At 34.9% G+C, this 19,763-nt stretch carries 22 protein-coding genes and 1 pseudogene; 18 read left to right on the top strand and 5 right to left on the bottom strand.

Annotated elements, in window-relative coordinates; translation table 11 throughout:
- The first annotated feature begins 151 nt into the window (after positions 1 to 151).
- Together C8C76_RS09860 and ahpC are read left to right on the top strand one after the other, a co-directional pair.
- Entirely contained in the window at positions 152 to 1,855 is a 1,704-nt protein-coding gene (locus C8C76_RS09860; RefSeq protein WP_108141181.1) for an AAA family ATPase, read from the top strand.
- A gap of 206 nt (positions 1,856 to 2,061) precedes the next feature.
- The gene (gene ahpC / locus C8C76_RS09855; protein WP_108141179.1) at positions 2,062 to 2,625 is read left to right on the top strand and encodes an alkyl hydroperoxide reductase subunit C; all 564 of its coding nucleotides are present in this window, start codon (positions 2,062 to 2,064) and stop codon (positions 2,623 to 2,625) included.
- 191 nt (positions 2,626 to 2,816) lie between these two features.
- On the opposite strand, the gene C8C76_RS09850 is transcribed toward ahpC, so the two are convergent.
- Entirely contained in the window at positions 2,817 to 3,170 is a 354-nt protein-coding gene (locus tag C8C76_RS09850) for a hypothetical protein (RefSeq protein ID WP_108141177.1), read from the bottom strand.
- Positions 3,171 to 3,439: 269 nt separating this feature from the next.
- Here C8C76_RS09850 and C8C76_RS09845 point away from each other — a divergent pair, with 269 nt between their 5' ends.
- From C8C76_RS09845 to C8C76_RS09805, 9 genes are all read left to right on the top strand, one after another.
- Positions 3,440 to 4,354, top strand: coding sequence for a 5'-nucleotidase C-terminal domain-containing protein (locus tag C8C76_RS09845; protein ID WP_181248189.1), 915 nt, complete (start codon positions 3,440 to 3,442; stop codon positions 4,352 to 4,354).
- Positions 4,355 to 4,361: 7 nt separating this feature from the next.
- A complete protein-coding gene (locus tag C8C76_RS09840) occupies positions 4,362 to 6,143 on the top strand; it encodes a sensor histidine kinase (RefSeq protein WP_108141173.1) in 1,782 nt (593 codons plus the stop codon).
- A gap of 75 nt (positions 6,144 to 6,218) precedes the next feature.
- On the top strand, positions 6,219 to 6,893 hold the full coding sequence (locus C8C76_RS09835) for a response regulator transcription factor (protein ID WP_108141172.1): 675 nt from the start codon (positions 6,219 to 6,221) through the stop codon (positions 6,891 to 6,893).
- 153 nt (positions 6,894 to 7,046) lie between these two features.
- A complete protein-coding gene (locus C8C76_RS09830) occupies positions 7,047 to 7,592 on the top strand; it encodes a site-specific integrase (protein WP_108141170.1) in 546 nt (181 codons plus the stop codon).
- 104 nt (positions 7,593 to 7,696) lie between these two features.
- A complete protein-coding gene (locus C8C76_RS09825) occupies positions 7,697 to 7,945 on the top strand; it encodes a ribbon-helix-helix protein, CopG family (RefSeq protein WP_108141168.1) in 249 nt (82 codons plus the stop codon).
- Positions 7,914 to 8,342 carry a type II toxin-antitoxin system VapC family toxin gene (locus C8C76_RS09820; RefSeq protein ID WP_258222472.1) on the top strand — a complete coding sequence of 143 codons (429 nt, stop codon included), beginning with the start codon at positions 7,914 to 7,916 and terminating at the stop codon, positions 8,340 to 8,342. The genes C8C76_RS09825 and C8C76_RS09820 overlap by 32 nt, the downstream gene beginning before the upstream one ends.
- Before the next feature lie 41 nt (positions 8,343 to 8,383).
- Positions 8,384 to 8,803, top strand: coding sequence for a type VII toxin-antitoxin system HepT family RNase toxin (gene hepT, locus C8C76_RS09815; RefSeq protein WP_108141164.1), 420 nt, complete (start codon positions 8,384 to 8,386; stop codon positions 8,801 to 8,803).
- A gap of 99 nt (positions 8,804 to 8,902) precedes the next feature.
- On the top strand, positions 8,903 to 9,154 hold the full coding sequence (locus tag C8C76_RS09810) for a UPF0175 family protein (RefSeq protein ID WP_108141162.1): 252 nt from the start codon (positions 8,903 to 8,905) through the stop codon (positions 9,152 to 9,154).
- A gap of 353 nt (positions 9,155 to 9,507) precedes the next feature.
- Positions 9,508 to 10,764, top strand: a complete 1,257-nt coding sequence (locus tag C8C76_RS09805) for a hypothetical protein (RefSeq protein WP_108141160.1) — start codon at positions 9,508 to 9,510, stop codon at positions 10,762 to 10,764.
- Here the strand turns inward: C8C76_RS09805 and C8C76_RS09800 are convergent.
- Positions 10,761 to 12,320: an AAA family ATPase gene (locus tag C8C76_RS09800; RefSeq protein ID WP_108141158.1), complete on the bottom strand. Its 1,560-nt coding sequence runs from the start codon at positions 12,318 to 12,320 to the stop codon at positions 10,761 to 10,763. The genes C8C76_RS09805 and C8C76_RS09800 overlap by 4 nt on opposite strands.
- 175 nt (positions 12,321 to 12,495) lie before the next feature.
- On the opposite strand from C8C76_RS09800, the gene C8C76_RS09795 reads away from it, so the two are divergent.
- Entirely contained in the window at positions 12,496 to 12,807 is a 312-nt protein-coding gene (locus C8C76_RS09795; protein ID WP_166637168.1) for a nucleotidyltransferase family protein, read from the top strand.
- Positions 12,792 to 13,301: a winged helix-turn-helix transcriptional regulator gene (locus tag C8C76_RS09790; protein WP_108141154.1), complete on the top strand. Its 510-nt coding sequence runs from the start codon at positions 12,792 to 12,794 to the stop codon at positions 13,299 to 13,301. The genes C8C76_RS09795 and C8C76_RS09790 overlap by 16 nt, the downstream gene beginning before the upstream one ends.
- Here C8C76_RS09790 and C8C76_RS15510 read toward each other — a convergent pair.
- The 3 genes and pseudogenes from C8C76_RS15510 to C8C76_RS09775 form a co-directional block, all read right to left on the bottom strand.
- Positions 13,298 to 14,028 (bottom strand): annotated as a pseudogene (locus C8C76_RS15510) (Fic family protein). The gene C8C76_RS09790 and the pseudogene C8C76_RS15510 sit on opposite strands and share 4 nt — an antisense overlap.
- Positions 14,029 to 14,059: 31 nt before the next feature.
- Positions 14,060 to 14,482 (bottom strand): type II toxin-antitoxin system VapC family toxin, encoded by a 423-nt coding sequence (locus C8C76_RS09780; protein WP_108141152.1) that lies wholly within the window; start codon positions 14,480 to 14,482, stop codon positions 14,060 to 14,062.
- Positions 14,463 to 14,717, bottom strand: coding sequence for a DUF6364 family protein (locus tag C8C76_RS09775; RefSeq protein WP_108141150.1), 255 nt, complete (start codon positions 14,715 to 14,717; stop codon positions 14,463 to 14,465). Before C8C76_RS09775 ends, C8C76_RS09780 begins: the two co-directional genes overlap by 20 nt.
- Before the next feature lie 250 nt (positions 14,718 to 14,967).
- On the opposite strand from C8C76_RS09775, the gene C8C76_RS09765 reads away from it, so the two are divergent.
- The 5 genes from C8C76_RS09765 (at position 14,968) to vapC (ending at position 19,584) form a co-directional block, all read left to right on the top strand.
- Positions 14,968 to 15,588 carry a nucleotide exchange factor GrpE gene (locus tag C8C76_RS09765; RefSeq protein ID WP_108141148.1) on the top strand — a complete coding sequence of 207 codons (621 nt, stop codon included), beginning with the start codon at positions 14,968 to 14,970 and terminating at the stop codon, positions 15,586 to 15,588.
- Positions 15,588 to 17,456, top strand: coding sequence for an Hsp70 family protein (locus C8C76_RS09760; RefSeq protein WP_108141145.1), 1,869 nt, complete (start codon positions 15,588 to 15,590; stop codon positions 17,454 to 17,456). The genes C8C76_RS09765 and C8C76_RS09760 overlap by 1 nt, the downstream gene beginning before the upstream one ends.
- Before the next feature lie 6 nt (positions 17,457 to 17,462).
- Positions 17,463 to 18,839: a J domain-containing protein gene (locus C8C76_RS09755; RefSeq protein ID WP_108141143.1), complete on the top strand. Its 1,377-nt coding sequence runs from the start codon at positions 17,463 to 17,465 to the stop codon at positions 18,837 to 18,839.
- Positions 18,840 to 18,949: 110 nt separating this feature from the next.
- Complete coding sequence (gene vapB, locus C8C76_RS09750; RefSeq protein ID WP_073161052.1) at positions 18,950 to 19,180, top strand: type II toxin-antitoxin system antitoxin VapB; 231 nt, start codon at positions 18,950 to 18,952, stop codon at positions 19,178 to 19,180.
- Between the two features lie 2 nt (positions 19,181 to 19,182).
- On the top strand, positions 19,183 to 19,584 hold the full coding sequence (vapC, locus tag C8C76_RS09745; protein ID WP_108141141.1) for a type II toxin-antitoxin system tRNA(fMet)-specific endonuclease VapC: 402 nt from the start codon (positions 19,183 to 19,185) through the stop codon (positions 19,582 to 19,584).
- The last annotated feature ends 179 nt before the right edge of the window (positions 19,585 to 19,763 follow it).

The following is a 19,763-nucleotide window of genomic DNA, read 5'->3' as shown; positions in this document are numbered from 1 at the left end:
TATTTAATTAGATTTATCTGCCAGCTAGAAAAGTGTGATTTTAAATAAAGAGTTAAATCTCAGCATTTAATTTAAAATGCTGGGATTTTTTTATATACTCAGATGAGTGTGATATAATAATCTAAAGAATGAAAAAAGGATGGTGGCCTGAATGCAAAAACTTCCGCTGGGAATCAGTGATTTTAAAGAAATAAGGAAAAATGACTATTATTTTATTGATAAATCATTGTTTATCAAAGAAATAATTAACGAGGATGCACAGGTAATACTGCTGCCTCGTCCGCGTCGTTTCGGTAAAACCTTAAATATTTCAATGCTCCGCTATTATTTCTCAATTTCAGAAGCAGACTGGTCATTATATCAAAATCTCAAAATAGCAGCGGAAAACGAAAAATACCTGCAGGAATTTGCAAAGTATCCACTCATTTATCTGACATTTAAAGGCCTTAAGGATCTCACATGGGAGGATTCACTTAAAAATATAGAAGATATTATCGCAGCTGAGTATCAAAGACATGATTATCTGCTGAAAGAAGGCATTTTAACTGAAGCAGAAGAGAAAGTCTATCGGGAAATTATAAATCTAGAAGCTGAAAAAGTTCACTATCAAAAAGCTTTGCTCCGGTTGACTGAGTATTTGGAGCGCTATCATGATCAAAAAGTAATAGTTTTAATTGATGAATATGATCAGCCAATTCAATCAGGTTATCTCAATGATTACTATCCTGAGGTAGTAAATTTTATGCGTCTGTTCTTAGAAAATGGTCTTAAGGATAATGCAAGCCTCCATAAATCAGTTCTAACTGGAATTTTAAGAGTTGCTAAAGAAAGTATTTTCTCAGGTCTAAACAATCTGGTAGTTAATGATATTTTCACAGAAAAATATAATCAGTTTTTTGGACTTCTGCCTCAGGAAGTGGAAGCAGTTTTTAAAGAATATGATCTGGAATATAAATTGAAAGAAATAAAAAACTGGTATAATGGCTATAATTATGGAGGCCAGACTATCTATAATCCCTGGTCAATTATCAACTGCCTTTATTACCAGGGAGAAATAAAACCTTACTGGGTCAACAGCAGCGGCAATGAATTAATTAGAGAACTGCTGCTTAAGGGCAATGAAGATTTAAAAAGCAGCCTGGAACTTTTAATTCAAAACCAGAGTATAGAAAAGAAGATTGATGAGAATATAGTTTTTGCAGAAATCGAAAGTAAAAGCAGTTCAATCTGGAGTTTTTTGCTATTTAGTGGTTACCTCAGTATAGTTAGCAGTAGGAGAGAAAGAGGAAGACTTTTTGCTGAACTTGAAATTCCCAATCAGGAAATAAAATACATTTATGAAGAAATATTTTTGGACTGGTTGGAAGAAAATATTGGTAGTCAGAAGCTCTCATTAATGCTAAATGCTTTAACAGAAGGTGATGTAGAAAGCTTTGCTCAAATATTTAGGGAATTTACCATAAACAGTTTGAGCTATTTTGATACCTCAGGTAGTGAAGCAGAAAAGGTTTATCATGCCTTTGTGCTGGGACTATTACTTAACTTAAGAGATAATTATCAGGTGAAATCCAATCGCGAAAGTGGTTATGGACGCTATGATATAATGATTATTCCTGATGATAAAAATAAGCTGGGTATCATTATTGAATTTAAAAAGATAAGTCAATTTAGCAGTGAATCAAAAAAAGAAGCACTCGATTCGGCTCTGCAGCAGATTGAGGAAAAGAATTACCAGGCTGAACTTAATTCTCTGGGGATTAATGATATTTTAAAATTGGCTGTTGTCTTTTCCGGTAAAGAAGTAGAAGTTAAAAGTGGTGACAGTGATGAAAAAGTTGAGCAGAAGCATTTCTGATTTTGAAGAGCTGAGACAAAATAATTATCTTTTATCATTAAACCACCTCTAACCAGGTGGTTTTAATTTTTTCAGAAATAAAAAAAATCCAACAACGTCACAAAAATAACTTGACATATTCACTCTGATATGGCATAATATTAATCAGTAACAATTATTAATATCAATCAGATGAATTGAATCAAACTATACAGGAGGTACATATTATGTCATTAGTAGGAAAAGAAGTATTACCATTTAAGGCAGATGCCTATCAGAACGGAGAGTTTCTGGAGGTTACCCATGAGGATTTAAAGGGCCAGTGGAGTGTTGTTGTCTTTTATCCGGCTGACTTTACCTTTGTCTGCCCGACTGAATTAAGTGATTTACAGAGTGAATATGATAACTTAAAGGAGCTGGGAGTTGAGGTTTATTCTGTTTCCACAGATACTCACTATACCCATAAAGCCTGGCACGATAATTCCCCCACAATTTCTGATATCGAATTTGTGATGGTCGGAGATCCTTCTCACACTCTATCTAAAAACTTCAATGTTTTAATCGAAGAAGAGGGACTTGCAGACCGCGCCACCTTTATCATCGACCCCGATGGAGTTGTGCAGGGAATAGAGATTAATGCCGGCAACCTGGGCCGTGATGCGAGTGCAATTGTGAGCAAAATTAAAGCTGCTCAGTATGTGCGCAATAACCCCGAGGAAGTCTGCCCGGCCAAATGGCAGGAAGGAAGCAAAACCTTAAAGCCAGGTCTAAACCTTGTCGGTAAGATTTAAGCAGGTCGAGAAAAAAACTTTGCTGAAATTATTCAGTTAAGATAAATTTTAGAGCTAAATGCTAAACATTAATTAAGGAGAAGGCAGCTGCATTATGTGGCTGTCTTTTTTCAATGCAAAAAAAGACCCCACCTTAAACTTAAGGCAGGGTCATTAGATAGGATAGGAGTAGTTATATGGAAAAATTTATTTTAGTTATTTAATTCAATCATTCCAGCATTTCGATCAGCACTATCAGGAGCAGTATCTTTGGCAGCAGATTCAGTCTCTGCTTCAGTCTCTGCGTCTTGACTTTTGCCGTCAAGTTCCTCGGTTTCCTGAACAGTGTTCTCTTCAGTCAACTCTGTGCTGACATCACTTTCAGTCTTAACTTCTTCTTCGGGCTGCTCACTCTTTTCTAAATCAGAACTTTCCTCTTTCTTTTCAGTAATCTCAAATTTGTCATTGGGATCCTCAGCACTCTTTTGATTTTGAGCATAGATCACACCTGTAAAAATAATCAGTACTATTAGGCCAAAAGTTAATATCTTGCTTCTGTTTTTCATAGCTAATCATCCTTTCTTTTTTTGATAATAATTTTTAAATGAGTGATTTGACAAGGGGAGAACTTTTTTCTTTCGATCACCTCTTGCAACTAATATGATAGCAGTAGTTTTTAATGAAAGTATGAGCATAGTTTGAATTATTATTTAAGCTTTAAGATATTTTATAGAAACTTCAGACTGTGAAGCAAACACCCACAATCAAATTGACTAAAGAGGGCAAATAATATAGTATTATAATTGAAATGAGTGAAAAAAGGGGACTGATAGTTATGCGGAGAGCGACATTGTTTTTGGCAGTTTTTTTAATTTTTTGGTCACCACTGCTTCTGGCAGAAGATGACCCGAGTATCGAGTTAAACGGCAAGTCAATAAATTTAGAAGATGATGAGCAGATAATGGAGCTTAAAAATGAAATTGAAAAAAAGAGTGAATTAGAAAAAGATATGATAGTCGGCAGTACTGTAGTTTTTTTAAACGGCAGCGAAGATCAGATTAGAAGTAGTGAGAGTAATCTCGGAAATTTAATTACCGATGCAATTTTAGCTGAAGTTAATGCCGAGCTGGCATTTATCAACAGCAGGACTATCAGCAGGTCAATTGATAAAGGTTTAATCAGTGTCAGGGATGTTAAGGAAAGTATTCCGGCCAAAGATGAAGTAATTGTTAAAAAAATTAAGGGCTCAGCCCTGCTTAAAAGTCTGCAGCATGCAGTTTCTAAGTATCCTGAGACAGCCGGCTTTTTTCCTCAGCTGAGCGGAGGCAGAATTATTTTTGGCTGGAATTCAAATTTTGAAAATGATATTGTAAGGGCTGAAGTGAATTCAAAGCTCATTCGAGGTGAAGAATACTATTTAATTGGCACCAATGATTCGCTGGCTGCTGGAGGAGACGGTTTTGAAGAGTTTAAAGAGGCAGAAGAGGTTGAAAATGCTGGCCGGCTGGATGAGATTTTAATTGATTATCTGCAGCAGGAAGAGATTATAGATAAAGTTGAGATGGGTCGGATCATTCCCCTGCGGAGAATAGGAGGAAATTTAATCTATCGGGTCGAGCAGGGAGATTATCTCTACTCAATTGCCCAAAAGTTTTCGACTACTGTTGAAGGAATTATGAAGGCGAACGGAATTGAAAATAGAAATTTAATCTATCAGGGTCAGGATCTAATTATACCCGGTTTAAGGTGAATTTAATATGAAATTAAATTTTGAGAAAAACACATTTTTTACTAAACTTATTTTTAGATTTCTGGTGATTACGATGATTGTGATTTTGATCTTTGGTTTTTCGGTAATCACCTATTTTAAAACCTTTTTTGTGGAGCAGAAAGAGGCTCAGATCAATAAAAACAGTAAGGCTGTAATCGACTATCTGGCTGATTCGAAGGCTGCAGATAACAAACAGGAAATTGTCAACTGGTTGAGCATTATCGGTGAGTTAAATGACGGCCATGCCTGGTTGATCAACGAGGAAGGGACCCTGGAATTCAGCTACCCTTATTCCTTTGATGAAGAGCGAACTTTTTCCGGTTATGAGACCATTTTTGCGGGGAATACAATTTCCCGGGAGGTGGACACCGCAGACTTTGAGCTGACAATGCTTTTTGTGGGGATGCCGGTTAAATATCAGGATGAAGTTATTGCCGGCCTGCTGGTCTTTACCCCAATTGATGAGATTAATTCAATTATTGAACATATAGTAGGGATTATGATCTATATTTCCCTGACTGCCTTGATCTTTATTCTCTTTGTCTCCTACTACTTTTCCCGCTCGCTGGCCAACCCGCTGCACAATATGGGGCTGGTCGCTGCCAGGATCAGTCAGGGTGAATACGGTAAAAAGGTAGAGATCAAAGAAAAGGGAGCCAGTAAGGAGATCAAGCTGCTTTCAGAAAGTATCAATTTGATGTCCGAAAAACTGGAGCAGACGATTAAGAGCCTGGCTGAGGAGAAAAATAAGCTGAAACATGTTTTATCCGGGATGGAGGAAGGGATAATCGCCGTCAATAGCTCGGGCAGAATTATTCTGACCAACCAGTCGGCAGCCAGCTTATTTGGTTTTGAGGAAGAACTTCAGGCTAAAAAGATCAGTGAGCTTCAACTGTATCCTGAGGTGACTGAAGTTTTTGAGCAGATCATCAGCAGAGAGGAAGCTGCCCAGGAGCAGCTGATTATAAGTAAGGAAGATACAAATCAGTATTATCTGGTCCACTTTACAGCAATTCACCTGGAGGACGGGAACTTCTGGGGTGGGGTAGCAATCTTCCATGATATCAGTGAGCGCTACCGCTTTGAAAAACTGCAGCGGGAGTTTGTAGCCAATGTCTCCCATGAGCTTAAAAGTCCCCTCTCTTCCATTAGAGGCTCGGTCGAAATTCTACTCGACGGGATAATCGAGGATCCGGCTGAAAAGCGAGAATATCTAAAGATGATTTTAAGGGAGAGCAGCAGCCTTTCTCACCTGATCGATGAGACTTTAACCCTGGCTGAAATCGATGCCGGTGGGGTTGAGTTAAATAAGGAAGAGATTTCGGTCAAAGACTTTTTCGAAAACTTAAGGGTCTTCTTTAAGAATATCAAAAAAGATGAGCAGAGTCTTAAAATTGAGGTGGAGCCCGAGCTGAAAGTCCGGGCAAATCGCGAAAAATTGAGGCAGGTTTTAGTCAACCTCTTAAGTAACAGTGTTAAGTATTCAGCAGAAACGGGCAGGATTAAACTAAAGGCCGAAAAAGAGGCCGGCCAGGTTAGATTTTCAGTTGCAGATAATGGGATTGGAATCCCGGCGGCAGAGCAGAAGAATATCTGGGAAAGATTTTATAAGGTGGATAAAGCAAGAACTCCCGGTGACCGCAGCAGCGGCCTGGGACTGGCGATCGTCAAGCAGATTGTAAATGAGCATCGGGGAGAGGTTTTTTTAGAAAGCAGCGAGGGAGAAGGTTCAACCTTCAGCTTTACAATCCCCGCAGCAGAGGCTTAAATTAATTGATTTTTCACTTTCATCATATTTTCATCACATAGATTTGATAAATTAGTAACTGAGGTGGTGGAGTTAATGGCAAAAAATAAGATTTTGATTATAGATGATGATCAGCAGATCTGTAAGATTCTCCGCGATTACTTTAACTACGAGGAGTTTGAGGTTTTTGTTGCCCATGACGGCAGAGAGGGTCTGGAAAAAATAAATAACTTAGAGCCTGATGTAATTATTTTAGACCTGATGCTGCCCGAAAAAAATGGTCTCGATATCTGCAGGGAGTTAAAGCCCCACAACCAGATTCCGATTATTATTTTGAGTGCTAAAAATAGAGAAAATGACCGGATTAAGGGTCTGGAGCTCGGGGCAGACGACTATGTGACCAAACCTTTCAGTCCCCGGGAAGTTGTGCTCAGGACAAAAAATCTGCTCCGCAGAACAAAGAGTGAAGAAAATAAGGAGCAGTTAGAATTTCCCGGTTTAATTATCAACCAGGAGCAGAGGCTGGTCGAGGTTAAGGGAGAAGAAGTTTCTCTGGCGCCGAAGGAGTTTGATTTACTCTGGCAGCTGGCATCTTCCCCAAAGACTGTTTTCAGCCGGGAAAAACTCTTAGAGCTGGTCTGGGAATTTGACTACTATGGTGGAATCAGAACTGTGGATACTCACATTAAATCGATCCGCAATAAGCTCGGTGCAGAGGTCGGAGAGTATATTCAGACTGTCTGGGGGATCGGCTATAAGTTTGTTGATTGATAAAATAAGCTGCCTGATAGCAAAAGGTGGCTATATTTTTTAGTTAAATTAGATAATTTTGTAAATAATGCTTAAAATTACAAGCAAAAAGTGTTATAATAAATTGAAGCCAACTTAAAATTGAGTAAAGACAAACTTAGAGAGGAGCAGCAGATGAATAAGGTGGAGCCGATCAGAGATAAAGCTAAAATTGCCGAGCTGAAAAATATCCTGAGAGAGCAGAGTTACCGCAACTATATTCTTTTTGTGCTGGGGATTAATACGGGTTTAAGGATCAGCGATATGCTGAAGCTTAAGGTTAAAGATGTGCGGGGGAAAACTCATATTGTCCTCAGGGAGCAGAAGACATCGAAAAACAAGCGCTTTTTGATCAATACCAACCTGCGCCAGGAGCTTAAAGATTACATTAAAGGAATGGAAGCAGAGGAACATCTATTTCAGAGCCGGATTGGGAAGAATAAGCCCTTAACCCGATTTCAGGCCTACAGGATTTTCAGTGAGGCAGGACGCAAAGCAGGGCTGGAAAGTATCGCCTGTCATTCAACCCGGAAGACCTTTGGTTATCACCACTACAAAAAGAATAAGGATGTGGCCCTGCTGCAGAAACTATTTAATCATTCTTCACCCAGTATTACCTTAGATTATATAGGGATTACCCAGGATATTATGGATGAGTCGATCGAAAAGTTTTCGCTTTAGATTTAAAGAATAAAGATTTCATCTGGCTGAGCTAAATAAAATATTTAGGGGTTATTGTAAAAAAGGTAAATATGTAATACAATAGTATTACGGAGGTGGGGCGGATGATTAGTGTAAGACTTCCAGAAGAATTAGAAAAAAAATTAAATCAATTAGCAGAGTCTGAAAATGTCACCAAGACTTATCTGGTTAAAGAGGCCTTAAATAAATACATTGCTGAAAAAGAGGAAAAAAAGGATTCCTATCAACTGGGCAAAGACCTATTTGGTAAACATGGAAGTAATAAAGGTGACCTTTCAACAACCTACAGGAAGAGAGTGAGTGATAAAATTCATGAAAAATACTCTCGTTGATGCTGGCCCATTGATTGCTCTTTTTGATAAAGATGATATTTATCATCAGCAAATTTTAGAATTTTTAAAGTCATATAATTGCCATTTATATACAACCTTGCCTGTAATAACAGAAACTCTTTATATGCTCAATTTTTCAACAGAAGTACAGCTAGATTTTTTAAACTGGCTGGACCGAGGTGGGTTAAGAGTTTTGAACTTTGATCAAAGTATTTTAAAGCGGGTAATAGATTTAACTAAAAAATATAATAATTTACCTGTTGATTTTGCTGATGCTTTGCTGTTATCAGTAGCAGAAAAAGAAGATATTAAAGACATTATTTCCATTGATTCTGATTTTAATGTTTATAAAACAGAAAATGGTACTTTTTTAAATAATATTTTCATCAGCAGTTAAATTTAGATCATAATCAGCTTTAAATAAAGAGGGTGTGAATTATGCTGTCTGAAAATACAGATATGCTTAGCAGTAAGCTTGAGAACCTGGAAGAATATATTAATAATCTGGATGAGTATAGAGAAATAGATTCTGAAAAAATAATGAAAGATAAATTGATTTTCAGATATTTAACAAGAACATTGTATTTGGCTGTAGATACTATGCTGGATATCGGCTGTTATATTATTGGTAGCGAGCGGCTGGAGAATCCAGGTGATAACAGTCAAATTATTAAAATTTTGGTTGAAGATAATATTATAAAGGAGAATGAAGATGATTATATTGAGCTTGCTGAATTTAGAGATTCAGTTGTAGTTGATACTATAGAGATAGATCCTGAGGTTTTACTGAGAATCATTAAAGAAAATTTAAGTGACTTAAAAGCTATTTTCAGGTGGTATAAGGAATATATGGATTAGAATTGTAGACCGGTTGTATAATTATTTTTCATTCCATAATGATTTAATGATATAATATATTTAGCTAATTATGGAATTTGAAAAGAGGAGGCAATAATTATGAATCTTAATTTGACTATACCAGATGATATTTATCTGGCAATGAAAATTCCAGATAAAGAGAAGAAAAATGTCTTATTAAAAGAACTAGCTTTGAGCTTATACGAACAGGAGATTCTTTCTTTTGGAAAAGCAAGAGAACTAGCAGGATTGAGTAAGTGGGAATTTCATCAACTGTTAGGAGAAAGAAAAATTGAACGACATTATTCGATGGAAGATTTGAGAGAGGATATAGAGTATGGTCAAGAATAAATTCTAAATTATATAATTATATTGATGAGAGATATAATTAAAGCCTTCAATTCAGGGCGGTGAGATCATGGAAAAGTTATTTCTAATTTGCTTCTAATATTCTTTTAAAGTATTTTTAATCCAGAGCTGCTATTATATAATTAAGCTAAAAGAAATACAGTTTATCCCCTTTTTGAAGCTGCTGTAGAGAGCAGCTATAACATAGATTTAAAGTACTAGATACTTTTCTCCTTGTTTTTACCGCCCTTTTCCCGGGGCGGTTTTTTATTTATTAATCTCATTTTAAATGATATAATACTTATATACAACAAATAATACCTATAGTCTTTATTTAGACCTTAAAGGGGGGCAAAATGGAAAAGAAAACACTATCCCAAAAACTTTATTTTATGGAAGGAATGTTAGTCGATAAGATTTCCAGTCTGCTGGATTTAAGAAAATCAGAAGTAGAGGATTTTATTAAGCAGCAGGATAATTTTCAGATTAAAAATGGGCAGGGAAACTATGAGTTTAGATTATTGAGAGAAGGAGCAGGTTCAAAATACAGTCATGGTAATTATATAGAATTTTTTAATTCTGTTTCTGGTCAGTGGACTGCTATGCATGATTTTGATAAATATTTTAGAATAAATGGATTGGTTGATCTGCCAGATATGAGGGTATTCTTAGAATATTTTTTTGGAGCAGCAAAAAAAAGTAGTGATCACAAAAATAGTTTTATTTTTGATTTTGAACTCAAGCCTAAAGAAGTGGATGAATATAAAAATGAGGTATTTCTGCTTTCAATTTATGACGTTAAAGGTGGTCTAAATTTCAATTTTTTTAATGATCAAACTAAAGATAATCCAGCAGAATTATCAGAGTTTGAGATTGAAACCATTGAGTTTTTCTTTATAGCTTTAATTAAAAATGCTGCTAATTTTGTTAGAGAAAATGAACTTCAGATTAAGGATTTTTACGATACAATTTATGATCCACCATGTATTTACGGATATCAGAACAATGAAGCCTTTTTTAAAAGTTTTGATAATAGGGATGATTTTGATCTTGAGCGCCGAGAATTAGAAAAAGAGATGAACAAAGAAATAGAAATTATAGGTGAGAAAAATATTCCAGCAGCTCAAATGATTGCTCAGGACAATCAGGAGGTTCAAAACTATGAGCTGACAAAATTGTATGAGAAAGTCTATATTAACATTGGAGATGTGATATTGGATAATAGATTTATCCTCAGAAAATACCCTGAGATCTATAAAGTTCTGCATGACCTGACAAAATACTGCCTTCTGGTTAATTTATTTTTAGATTCAGATAAAGATTTAGCTGAACAAAGGGTTAACAGATATTTTAAAGCAGAAACTGTCGAAACAATTTCTGATGAAGTGATCATTTTGCTGGCTGAAGCAACTAAAGATTTTTTAGAGGCCAACTATTCTTCGGCAGCTCTTGCTTATATTTTCTCCAACTATAGAGCGGAGGTCAAAGAGCTGCTGGAAGCAGACGACTATCAGGATATTAAAAAGATTAATGATGCTGTGATTGAGGAAAGAATCTACCCTGAATTTTTTGGCTACAAAGTAGTCGGCTTCTGGGAGAAATTAAAGAATTAATTTTTAATCTCAACCTCAACCAATTCTCTTTTTTGAAGATCAAAACTCATTGAAATATAAGTAGAGTCTTTTTCAGTTTCAGATTCTGCTTTAAGCTGCCCAAATATTTCCTCCTTCTGCCCATAGTGAAAGGAAAGCAGAAAATGATTATCCTCAGTTTTCACTTTGAATTCTACTGTTTCTTTAGTATTTAATACTTCAGAAGATATTTTTAGATAAAGACTGCTTAGAGCTTTTGCAATTAAATAGAAAATTTGCTGGTAGAATTCTTTAACTGACTCTGACTGATTAATTGCTACTTTTTTTAGATCATCAATTATTGAATTGAGATATTTTCTAAACTGCTGCTCATCATTTTTAACTAGAGAGTTTCTTAAATAGTAGATATCTACACGATTAATTTTGTCGTCTGTCATAAAATCCAGCAGATTAATTAAAAAATTGCTTTCCACCTCAAAGTTGGGAAAATCCAATTTAACTAACCCCTCAGCTGAAATTTCCTTAATCGTTAAATATCCGGTCTGATACATAAAAGGAATAAGTGTTAACTCTTTGATGCTGGTCGGATTCAGTTTGCTTTTTTCCACTTTTAAATCTTCGAATTTTGTAATATTAAAATCTTCTCGCTGAATAAGATGGAACAATAATCTAGGTGAGCCGCTGTTAAACCAGTGGTTGTCAAAAGAACCAAAATCTAAAACTCTTGCTGCTGCAAAAGGATTATAAACCTTAATATCTTTTTCCGTAAAGCGGTAACCAAGGTAATGCTCTTTAAAAGCTTTTTTTGCTTCTCTTGTTGTAAGTTCATATTTGGCTTTGAGTTTGGAAAAATAAGGAGTTAAATACTCATCTAATTCTGCTTTCGTAAATCCGGGCAGCTCTGCAAATTCAGGATCCTGATCCAGTTCAACTAAGTTAATTGACTCCGGGAAAATTGAACTACTGCCAAATTTAATAATACCTGTCAGATAGACTTTTTCCAGATGATCTGCAAGCTCTTCTAAAATCTGATAAAATGACTTAAGTGCTTTTTGAAACCTCTCATATTTTTCAAAATCAAACTTATAACTGTAAGAGTCGATAAGGCTTGCAAATACGGGCTTATCATATTCATCAATTAGAATCACAACTTTTTTATCAAATTTTTGATATAATTTTAGGATTAAATTTTTTAACATCCTGGGAGCTGTATCGGTTTCAAGTTGCAGATCATATTCTCTTGCTACACTTTCCAGGGCATAGCCCATTGATTTATCAAGGCTTTCTGTGCTTTCAGCAACAACCGCACAATAATCAAGGTGAATAACCGGATATTCTTTCCACTGCCAGTCCTGATTATAGACATCTAAGCCGGCAAAAAGCTCCTTTTCTCCCTGATAAAAACTTTTTAGAGTGTTAACAAATAAGGACTTACCAAAACGCCGGGGACGGTTGAGTAGAAAAAACTTTTCTTTACTGCTTGCGATTTTGTAGACGAATTCTGTTTTGTCTATATATAGAGAATTGCTTTCTATAATTGATTTAAAATGAGCCTGACTAGTTACTAAATCCTGCATTGGTTTACCTCCAGTTATTGATTAGCCAAAGTATCTAAGACATCTTTATGTTTATCATATATTGATGATAATTATTGGTCAAGTTTGTTTAAATTCAATTTTTATATTTATAATCTTAAACTTAGGTGATATAATATAATCAGATTTAATTTTTCACTATAAGGAGATGTCAATTATGAATCTTTCACAGGATGAGAAAGAAAAGCTCAAAGACATATTAAATAAACACAATATTAAAAGAGCTGGAATATTTGGTTCCTATGCTCGCGGTGAAGCTGTTAATGGTAAAAGTGATCTTGATTTAATCGTAGAACTTTCTCAAAATAATTTATTTGAACTGACCGCTGTAAAATTGGATATTGAAGAAGCTCTGGGTTTGTCAGTTGATATTGTCACTTATAGTGGGTTAAAAAAATTTGCAAAAAAAGAAGATTTCAAAAAAGAAGTTATTAGAGATCAGGAGTCGTTAATATGGAAGAAAAAATAACAGACATTTTAAATATATTAAACAGCAAAGATAGTCCTTCCCAGCGGGAAATAGCAAAAGAGGCCGGTATTTCTTTAGGTCTGGTTAATACCCTGCTTAAAAAGTGTGCTAAAAAGGGTCTGATTAAAATTGAAAGGCTTAATTCCCGGAATATTAAATACATCTTAACCCCGGCTGGTATTAAAGAAAAAACTAAAAAGACTATTACATATGTTAAAAAATCTTATCAGGCAATTAAAGAAATTGAGGCTGAGGTGCTTAAATTGGCAGCTCGGGCTGAAAAAGAGGATAAAGATCTTTATCTCTACAGTGATGAACAGGAAGATGAGATCCTTGATCTGGTTTCTTTAGTCTTAAGGGAAAATAATGTGGATTTTGAAGTATTTACTGCAGAAGAAGAGCTGGCCAGGATTAATAAAGAGGAGAGTCTGCTTCTGCACTGGGATCCGGATTTAAAGGTGGAGCACCTGGAGCCGGTAAATATCTTTATTTAATTAATTATATCTAAATAGATGTCTAAACTCCTATTTAAAGATGCAGATACTAAGTCAATAAAGTCACTATAGTTATCAGTAGTATGTGCTTTATCTAAGCTTTCATAATATTTAACTCTATCTTCGTTTCTGATAATGATAATTGGATAACCAGCTTTTATTAACTCAAAATTCAATAATATCCTGGCTGTTCTACCGTTTCCATCAATAAATGGATGTATTTTAACAAAATCAGTGTGTAATCTGGCAGCTCTTTCTATAGTATGAAGAGTTGAGCCTTTATCATAATACCAGTTAATTAGTTCTTCCATTTGATCATGAATAAAACAGGTGCAGGAGGTATATGTTCAGCGCCACTTATTACTACTTTATCACTTCTATATTTCCCTGCGTTTTCATCATCTATTCCTTTAAGTATTAAATAGTGTATATTTTTTATTTGTCTTTCTGAAAGTTTCTCTTCTTTATTGATTATATCTTCCATATAATTAATAGCTTCTTTATGATTTACAACTTCCAAATGTTCTTTTAATGTTTTTCCACCTATAGTTATACCATCCTCCAGCACTACTTTTGTTTCTGATAAGGTTAAAGTGTTACCTTCAATTGCATTTGAATTATATGTCCATTCCAAAAGGAGTTTTTCTCTTAAGCTTTTTAAAGTGTTTTTTGGTAGTGGGCTCTTTTCATCCATTTTTCTCTTTTTCTGATCAATAGTATCAAACATAATTAAGGTCCTCCTTAGATATCTGAAATCCCTAGTTTTCCTTTGAAAGAATAGCTAAAAACTCAGTCGGGCTTAATGATTTTACACTGCTTTTCTTAAAATCATTTAAATTTCTGGTAACAATATAGTCAATTTCATTTTCAAATGAGCTAACTTCTATGACCGCATCTTCAAAATCACTTATTTTTGAATTGAAAGCTTTTCTTAATATTGTTTCAGTTATCGGGATTATATTAAACATATCCAAAAACTCATTCAATACTAATCTTACCTTTTGAGAGTCATTATGATATTTCATTAAAAAATAAGCTAATGTCGTAATTTCATGGGCAAATAAATATCCCTGAATCTTATTTGCACTGCATAATTCAATTATTTGAGCAGCCTGTTGATGTTTATTTCTTTTGTTTAAAAAATCCAGGAGAACATTAATATCAATTGTAATTTTTTTCATGAAAAGCTCTCCTCAAATCCTTTTTATCCGGAATAGGTTCGTTTTCAAAAGCGCCATATAGTTTTTCTATTCTTTTATTTAATTTCTGTTCTTTAGTCCCTTTTTCCTGCTGCTTTTTTAATTCAGCTAAATATTCTTCTACAATATGGGAAATAGACTGATTGGTTTCTTTTGAAAAATCATGAGCAAAATCTATAAGATCGTCATTAATACTTAAAGTGAGTTTCTTTTTCATTAATATCACCTCTTCACGTATATAATTATATCATGACACGTAAGTGTAATCAACGACAAAATTTAAGCTTTTTTACCTGGCTTTCAAAAAATATAAATGCTATAATATAGATGAGATGATCGACTATGAAAACTGTAAAACTAAGAAAAGTTGGTGACAACTACGTTTTTACCATTCCAAAAGAGCTCAAAGAAAAATATAAAATACAAAATCGAGAGGAACTATAATTATGAGTCTTGGAGGCTGAGATATGAATTGGAAATTCTGGCAGAATGATGACCAAAAAAAACTTTTAGAGAAAATAGAGAAATTAACTGAAAAAGTAAATTCCATGGAAGAAAAAATTAATGATTTAGATAAGTCAGAGAAAAAAATGAACCGCCTGCAGTATAAACAGAATCAGGATCTTTTCAAAAAAGTTGATGAGCTTTCACAGCTGGTTAATCAACAGAGCCTTGATCAGGAATTAATCTCTGAATTAAAAAGTAGAGTTGATAGTTACAGCTTAAATATCGAAAACAGCAGCAAAAAAATAATTGAGCTCATTGATGAGTTTGATCTGCTTAAAAGAGGTCTGGATAGTGATGAAAACAGCTGGAGTAATTTACTGAAAAACTGGAGTCAGAGACTGCTTAAGATTTTAGAGCAAAATGATATCTATCAGTTGAAATTAATAGATAAAGAATTTGATCCCCGCCGGGCGGAAGCCTTAACCACTGTAAATTCGGAAACTCTAACAGAATATTCGCAGCAGCAGGATTCAAATTATAATAATAATCAGATTGTTGAAGTTATCAAACGAGGTTATCAGGATCAGGAAGATAATATATTACGCAAATCACAGGTAGTTGTCTATAAGGAGGCCAAATAATGACTAAAGATCGTTTTAGACCGGTGGTAGGGATTGATCTGGGTACGACTAACTCTTCACTGGCAGCTGTTATTGAAGGTGAAGCAAGTGTTATAACTCTGATGAAAGAAAGCAGTCCGCTGCTTCCTTCGGTGGTTTATATTGATCAGAAGGGTGAGGTTATTGTAGGTAATGATGCTAAATCAGCTCTGGTGGCCCTGCCGGAGCGCACAGCAGCAGAGGTAAAAAGAAGAATGGGCGAAGAGGTTATGATTGAGCTGGCAGATCAAAAGCTGCTGCCGGAGGAGATATCAGCCTTAATATTAAAGGAACTAAAAAAATATGTTGATCAAATTTATGGTGATGAAGTAGAAAAAGAAGCAGTGATTACAGTCCCTGCCTATTTTACCGACCAGCAGCGTCAGGCTACCAAAAAAGCTGGTGAACTTGCAGGTTTTGTAGTTGAAAGAATAATTAATGAACCAACAGCAGCTGCTATGGCCTATGGTCTCGACAAACTTGATGATGATCACCAGTTTCTGGTCTATGATCTGGGGGGAGGGACCTTTGATGTCTCTGTTCTGGAATTAATGGGCGGAATCCTGGAAGTTAAAGCCTCGGCAGGTAATAAAGAACTGGGTGGCTCCGATTTCGACAGACTGCTTCTGGATTATTTTGCTGAAAAAATTATAGAAGAAAGCGGTCTGGATCCAAGAGAAGATCTCAGCGCCTGTGCACGTCTAAAAGAAGAAGCGGAAAAAACAAAAATAAAATTATCAGACCAAAAACAGGTTCAAGTTTCTATACCGGCGCTGATGGTAGAAAATAACCAGCCGGTTGCCTTTGAGATGGAAATAAGCAGAAAAGAATTTATCGACTTAATTGATAATTTACTTATGGAGACTTTAAATAGTGTTAAGAATGTACTGGAAGATGCGGAACTGCTTCCGGATGAGATTGAGCAGGTGATTTTAGTTGGTGGTTCAACCCGAATTCCGAGGGTCAGAGAACTTTTGCACGACTTTTTTGATCAGGAACCCCATAGTGAGATAGATCCCGATCAGGCGGTGGCAAAAGGAGCAGCTGTTCAGGCAGGTATAAAAGCAGGTCTGTTTTCTGATAGTGGGATGATAGTTACAGATGTTGCTCCCTATTCTCTGGGGATAGAGGTGCTTAAAGACCAGGGTGTTCTGGGCTTTAAACCGGGCGGTTTTGAAAGTATTATTGAAAGAAATACAACGATTCCAACCAGTAAAACAAAAGTATTTACTACAACTTTTGATAATCAGGAACAGGTTAAAATTAAAATTTACCAGGGTGAAGGTGACTGGGTAGAAGAAAATCATTATCTGGGAGAATTTATTCTGGCTGGAATTCCTGCTAAAAGAGCCGGCGAAGAAAAAATTACAGTTAGTTTAAATTATAATATTAACGGAATCCTTGATGTAACTGCCAGATCAGTTTCTACAGACAAAGAAATGCAGCTTACTGTCCAGGATGCAGTTGACCGAAAATCAGAAGAATCATATCAGGAAAGCCTGGAGCGGTTGGAAAACTTTCAGAAAGAGATTGCAGGGATGGCAGGGAATGTCGAAAACAACCTGCAAAAAATTGAATATAACCCGGATCTGTCTGAAGATATTGAAGAGTCAGAACTTGATGATTTTGCAGCAGAGGGTGAGGATTTTAAAGGACTGGCTTTAGAAGCAGAAAATTTAAAAGAGCGGGTCGGAGAATTATTTGTAGAAAATGAGAATATCAGCCGCTCAGAATTTAAGTCTATGATTAAAAGACTTGATCAGACTCTTGAGAGCGGAGATGAGGATAAATTGCGGCAGGTTCTGGAAGAAGTTTTCGAAGAAATTCTGGATTTAGAAATGGAGGAATAATCTTTTATGAAATTAAAAAATAGTGTATTTAAGAGTTCAAATCTCTACCGTATTCTGGGTACAAATTCTAATGCGGGGGAGAAATTAATTAAGCAGAGATATCTGGAAAAGGTTCGAGAATTTCCACCAGAAGAAAATCCGGAAGAGTTTAAAGTGATTAGAGAGGCCTATGATACTCTAAAAGATCCTTTTAAAAGAAGTGGCTATGATTTAGAAACTAAATATCAGGGTAAGGCCTCAAAATTTTTGCAGGAAGCATTAGATTATATGGAGTGGGGGAAGATTGAAGAGGCAGAATTTCTTTTAAACAAAGCAGCGGAACTTGCTGCTGATAATTTATATATTTTAAGATTCAAGGCAGAACTTGCTGTAATAAAAGGAGATATAAATCTTTTTAATGATATTTTTGAACAGCTGGAAGAACTTTTTCCTAAAAAGCAGGAGTATTTACTGCTGTTGAATAAAATTGTTCTGCTTCTGGAATCAGAACAATACACCAAATATGCTCATAGAGTTCTAAAAGAAATGGAGAAAAAATTTCCAGATAAAAAATCAGAAATGACAGATGTCTATCTCGGTGTTTATGATCAGCAGAGAAAGTTTAATAAAATCTGGAATATTTTATCAAATGAATTAAAAACTTTTTCGGAGCCTGATGAAGATAATATCCGACATTTTTTAACAGCAATTGCTCTGATAAATAAATACGAAAAAGGGGAGAAAAAAGACAGCCTGATTGCTTTAACAGAGTCTTTTATAGAAAAGATAAATGCAGATCAGGAATTAAGAGATTATATTATTTATGTTCTTGATGAAAATTACTTTGAAGCAGAAGAACATGGTGATATTAAGGGTCAATTATATTTTACAGAACTGCTTATGTTATTTGAAGATGATCCCAATCTAGAGCTTGAATATAAGAAATTACAGCTGACAGAAAAGATTTTAAATGAAGTTGATAGAATGACTGCAGATCCTAAGTTATCTCCCTATATTTTCTATACGGGAACCAGGTTATTTTTTAACTGGGCCTATGAAGAGCTGGATCCGGAAACTTTTGTAGATTTTCCAGACAAATATGCCATGCAGAACTTTAAAGAAGAACATTCAGCAAATTTACAGGCAGTAAAAAGGTTGCAAAAGCAGTATCCCAGAATGTATGATACTTTTAAAAATGAATGGGATAAAATTGCTGCTAACTGTCGTGAACAGCTTAACAACAGGCAGCTTTCTCTATTTAAAAAGCAGAAAAAAGTAAATAGGGACTCTGATTACAAAGAGCTGGCATCAGGGCAGATTGTTAGCAAAAATAAGGTGGGTCGCAATGATCCCTGTCCCTGCGGCAGTGGTAAAAAATATAAAAAATGCTGTCTTAATAAATAACATATTATGATTCTTAGAAACTCTAAAGGGGAATATAATTGTCTTCTTGACAAATAGCTTCACAATGATATATACTTAAATATATACCAAACTGGAAGGAGATGGTTATCATGGATGTTGCAAAAATATTTAAAAATGGTAGAAGCCAGGCGGTTCGTCTTCCTAAAAAATATCGTTTTAATGATGAATCTGAAGTTTTTGTTAATAAAATTGGTGATTTTGTTATGTTGATTCCAAAAGACAGCAAATGGGAAACTCTTACTAAGAGCTTAGATAGTTTTTCTGATGATTTTTTAGAAAATAGAAATCAACCCGAACTACAAAATCGAGAGGAACTATAATTATGAAATATATGCTTGACACTAATATATGTATTTATATAATTAAAGAAAAACCAAAAAAAGTTCTTGATAAATTTCAAACTTGTAATATTGGTGATATTTGTATTTCTATGATTACATTTGCTGAATTACAATATGGTGTTGAAAAAAGTCAATATAAAGACAAAAACCAAACAGCTTTAGCAAGTTTTCTTGGTCCAATTGAAATATTACCTTTTGAACAGAATGCAGCTATAAAATATGGAAGTATTAGAGCAGATCTAGAAAATCAAGGCAGGATTATAGGAGCTTATGATTTAATGATAGGTGCTCATGCTATAGCAGAAAACTTGATTTTAGTTACAAATAATACAAAAGAATTTAAAAGAATTACAGATCTTTCTCTTGAAAATTGGGCTAAATAAATATAATTACATTTTTTATAATGCATCTAGAATTTTAACTTGTTCTTGTTTCCGCTTGCTGGAACCATTGATATAGACAAATTTTGTTACAAGACATAAAATTCAGCAGTAGATCATATATTTTAGGACATGATCTACAACAGTAAGATTATTTAACATATATTTCCTGTTAGGATAAA

The sequence above is a fragment of the Halanaerobium saccharolyticum genome (assembly GCF_003053565.1).
Classification (GTDB): domain Bacteria; phylum Bacillota; class Halanaerobiia; order Halanaerobiales; family Halanaerobiaceae; genus Halanaerobium; species Halanaerobium saccharolyticum_B.
The sequence above is the reverse complement of the archived record's forward strand: the minus strand, read 5'-3'. Positions and strand labels throughout refer to the sequence as shown.

What these genes read in the sequence shown, in the direction of transcription:
- C8C76_RS09860 (WP_108141181.1), top strand. Translation starts at nt 152, where the DNA reads ATGCAAAAACTTCCGCTGGGAATCAGTGATTTTAAAGAAATAAGGAAA.
- ahpC (WP_108141179.1), top strand. Translation starts at nt 2,062, where the DNA reads ATGTCATTAGTAGGAAAAGAAGTATTACCATTTAAGGCAGATGCCTAT.
- C8C76_RS09850 (WP_108141177.1), bottom strand. Translation starts at nt 3,170, where the DNA reads ATGAAAAACAGAAGCAAGATATTAACTTTTGGCCTAATAGTACTGATT.
- C8C76_RS09845 (WP_181248189.1), top strand. Translation starts at nt 3,440, where the DNA reads ATGCGGAGAGCGACATTGTTTTTGGCAGTTTTTTTAATTTTTTGGTCA.
- C8C76_RS09840 (WP_108141173.1), top strand. Translation starts at nt 4,362, where the DNA reads ATGAAATTAAATTTTGAGAAAAACACATTTTTTACTAAACTTATTTTT.
- C8C76_RS09835 (WP_108141172.1), top strand. Translation starts at nt 6,219, where the DNA reads ATGGCAAAAAATAAGATTTTGATTATAGATGATGATCAGCAGATCTGT.
- C8C76_RS09830 (WP_108141170.1), top strand. Translation starts at nt 7,047, where the DNA reads ATGAATAAGGTGGAGCCGATCAGAGATAAAGCTAAAATTGCCGAGCTG.
- C8C76_RS09825 (WP_108141168.1), top strand. Translation starts at nt 7,697, where the DNA reads ATGATTAGTGTAAGACTTCCAGAAGAATTAGAAAAAAAATTAAATCAA.
- hepT (WP_108141164.1), top strand. Translation starts at nt 8,384, where the DNA reads ATGCTGTCTGAAAATACAGATATGCTTAGCAGTAAGCTTGAGAACCTG.
- C8C76_RS09810 (WP_108141162.1), top strand. Translation starts at nt 8,903, where the DNA reads ATGAATCTTAATTTGACTATACCAGATGATATTTATCTGGCAATGAAA.
- C8C76_RS09805 (WP_108141160.1), top strand. Translation starts at nt 9,508, where the DNA reads ATGGAAAAGAAAACACTATCCCAAAAACTTTATTTTATGGAAGGAATG.
- C8C76_RS09800 (WP_108141158.1), bottom strand. Translation starts at nt 12,320, where the DNA reads ATGCAGGATTTAGTAACTAGTCAGGCTCATTTTAAATCAATTATAGAA.
- C8C76_RS09795 (WP_166637168.1), top strand. Translation starts at nt 12,496, where the DNA reads ATGAATCTTTCACAGGATGAGAAAGAAAAGCTCAAAGACATATTAAAT.
- C8C76_RS09790 (WP_108141154.1), top strand. Translation starts at nt 12,792, where the DNA reads ATGGAAGAAAAAATAACAGACATTTTAAATATATTAAACAGCAAAGAT.
- C8C76_RS09780 (WP_108141152.1), bottom strand. Translation starts at nt 14,482, where the DNA reads ATGAAAAAAATTACAATTGATATTAATGTTCTCCTGGATTTTTTAAAC.
- C8C76_RS09775 (WP_108141150.1), bottom strand. Translation starts at nt 14,717, where the DNA reads ATGAAAAAGAAACTCACTTTAAGTATTAATGACGATCTTATAGATTTT.
- C8C76_RS09765 (WP_108141148.1), top strand. Translation starts at nt 14,968, where the DNA reads ATGAATTGGAAATTCTGGCAGAATGATGACCAAAAAAAACTTTTAGAG.
- C8C76_RS09760 (WP_108141145.1), top strand. Translation starts at nt 15,588, where the DNA reads ATGACTAAAGATCGTTTTAGACCGGTGGTAGGGATTGATCTGGGTACG.
- C8C76_RS09755 (WP_108141143.1), top strand. Translation starts at nt 17,463, where the DNA reads ATGAAATTAAAAAATAGTGTATTTAAGAGTTCAAATCTCTACCGTATT.
- vapB (WP_073161052.1), top strand. Translation starts at nt 18,950, where the DNA reads ATGGATGTTGCAAAAATATTTAAAAATGGTAGAAGCCAGGCGGTTCGT.
- vapC (WP_108141141.1), top strand. Translation starts at nt 19,183, where the DNA reads ATGAAATATATGCTTGACACTAATATATGTATTTATATAATTAAAGAA.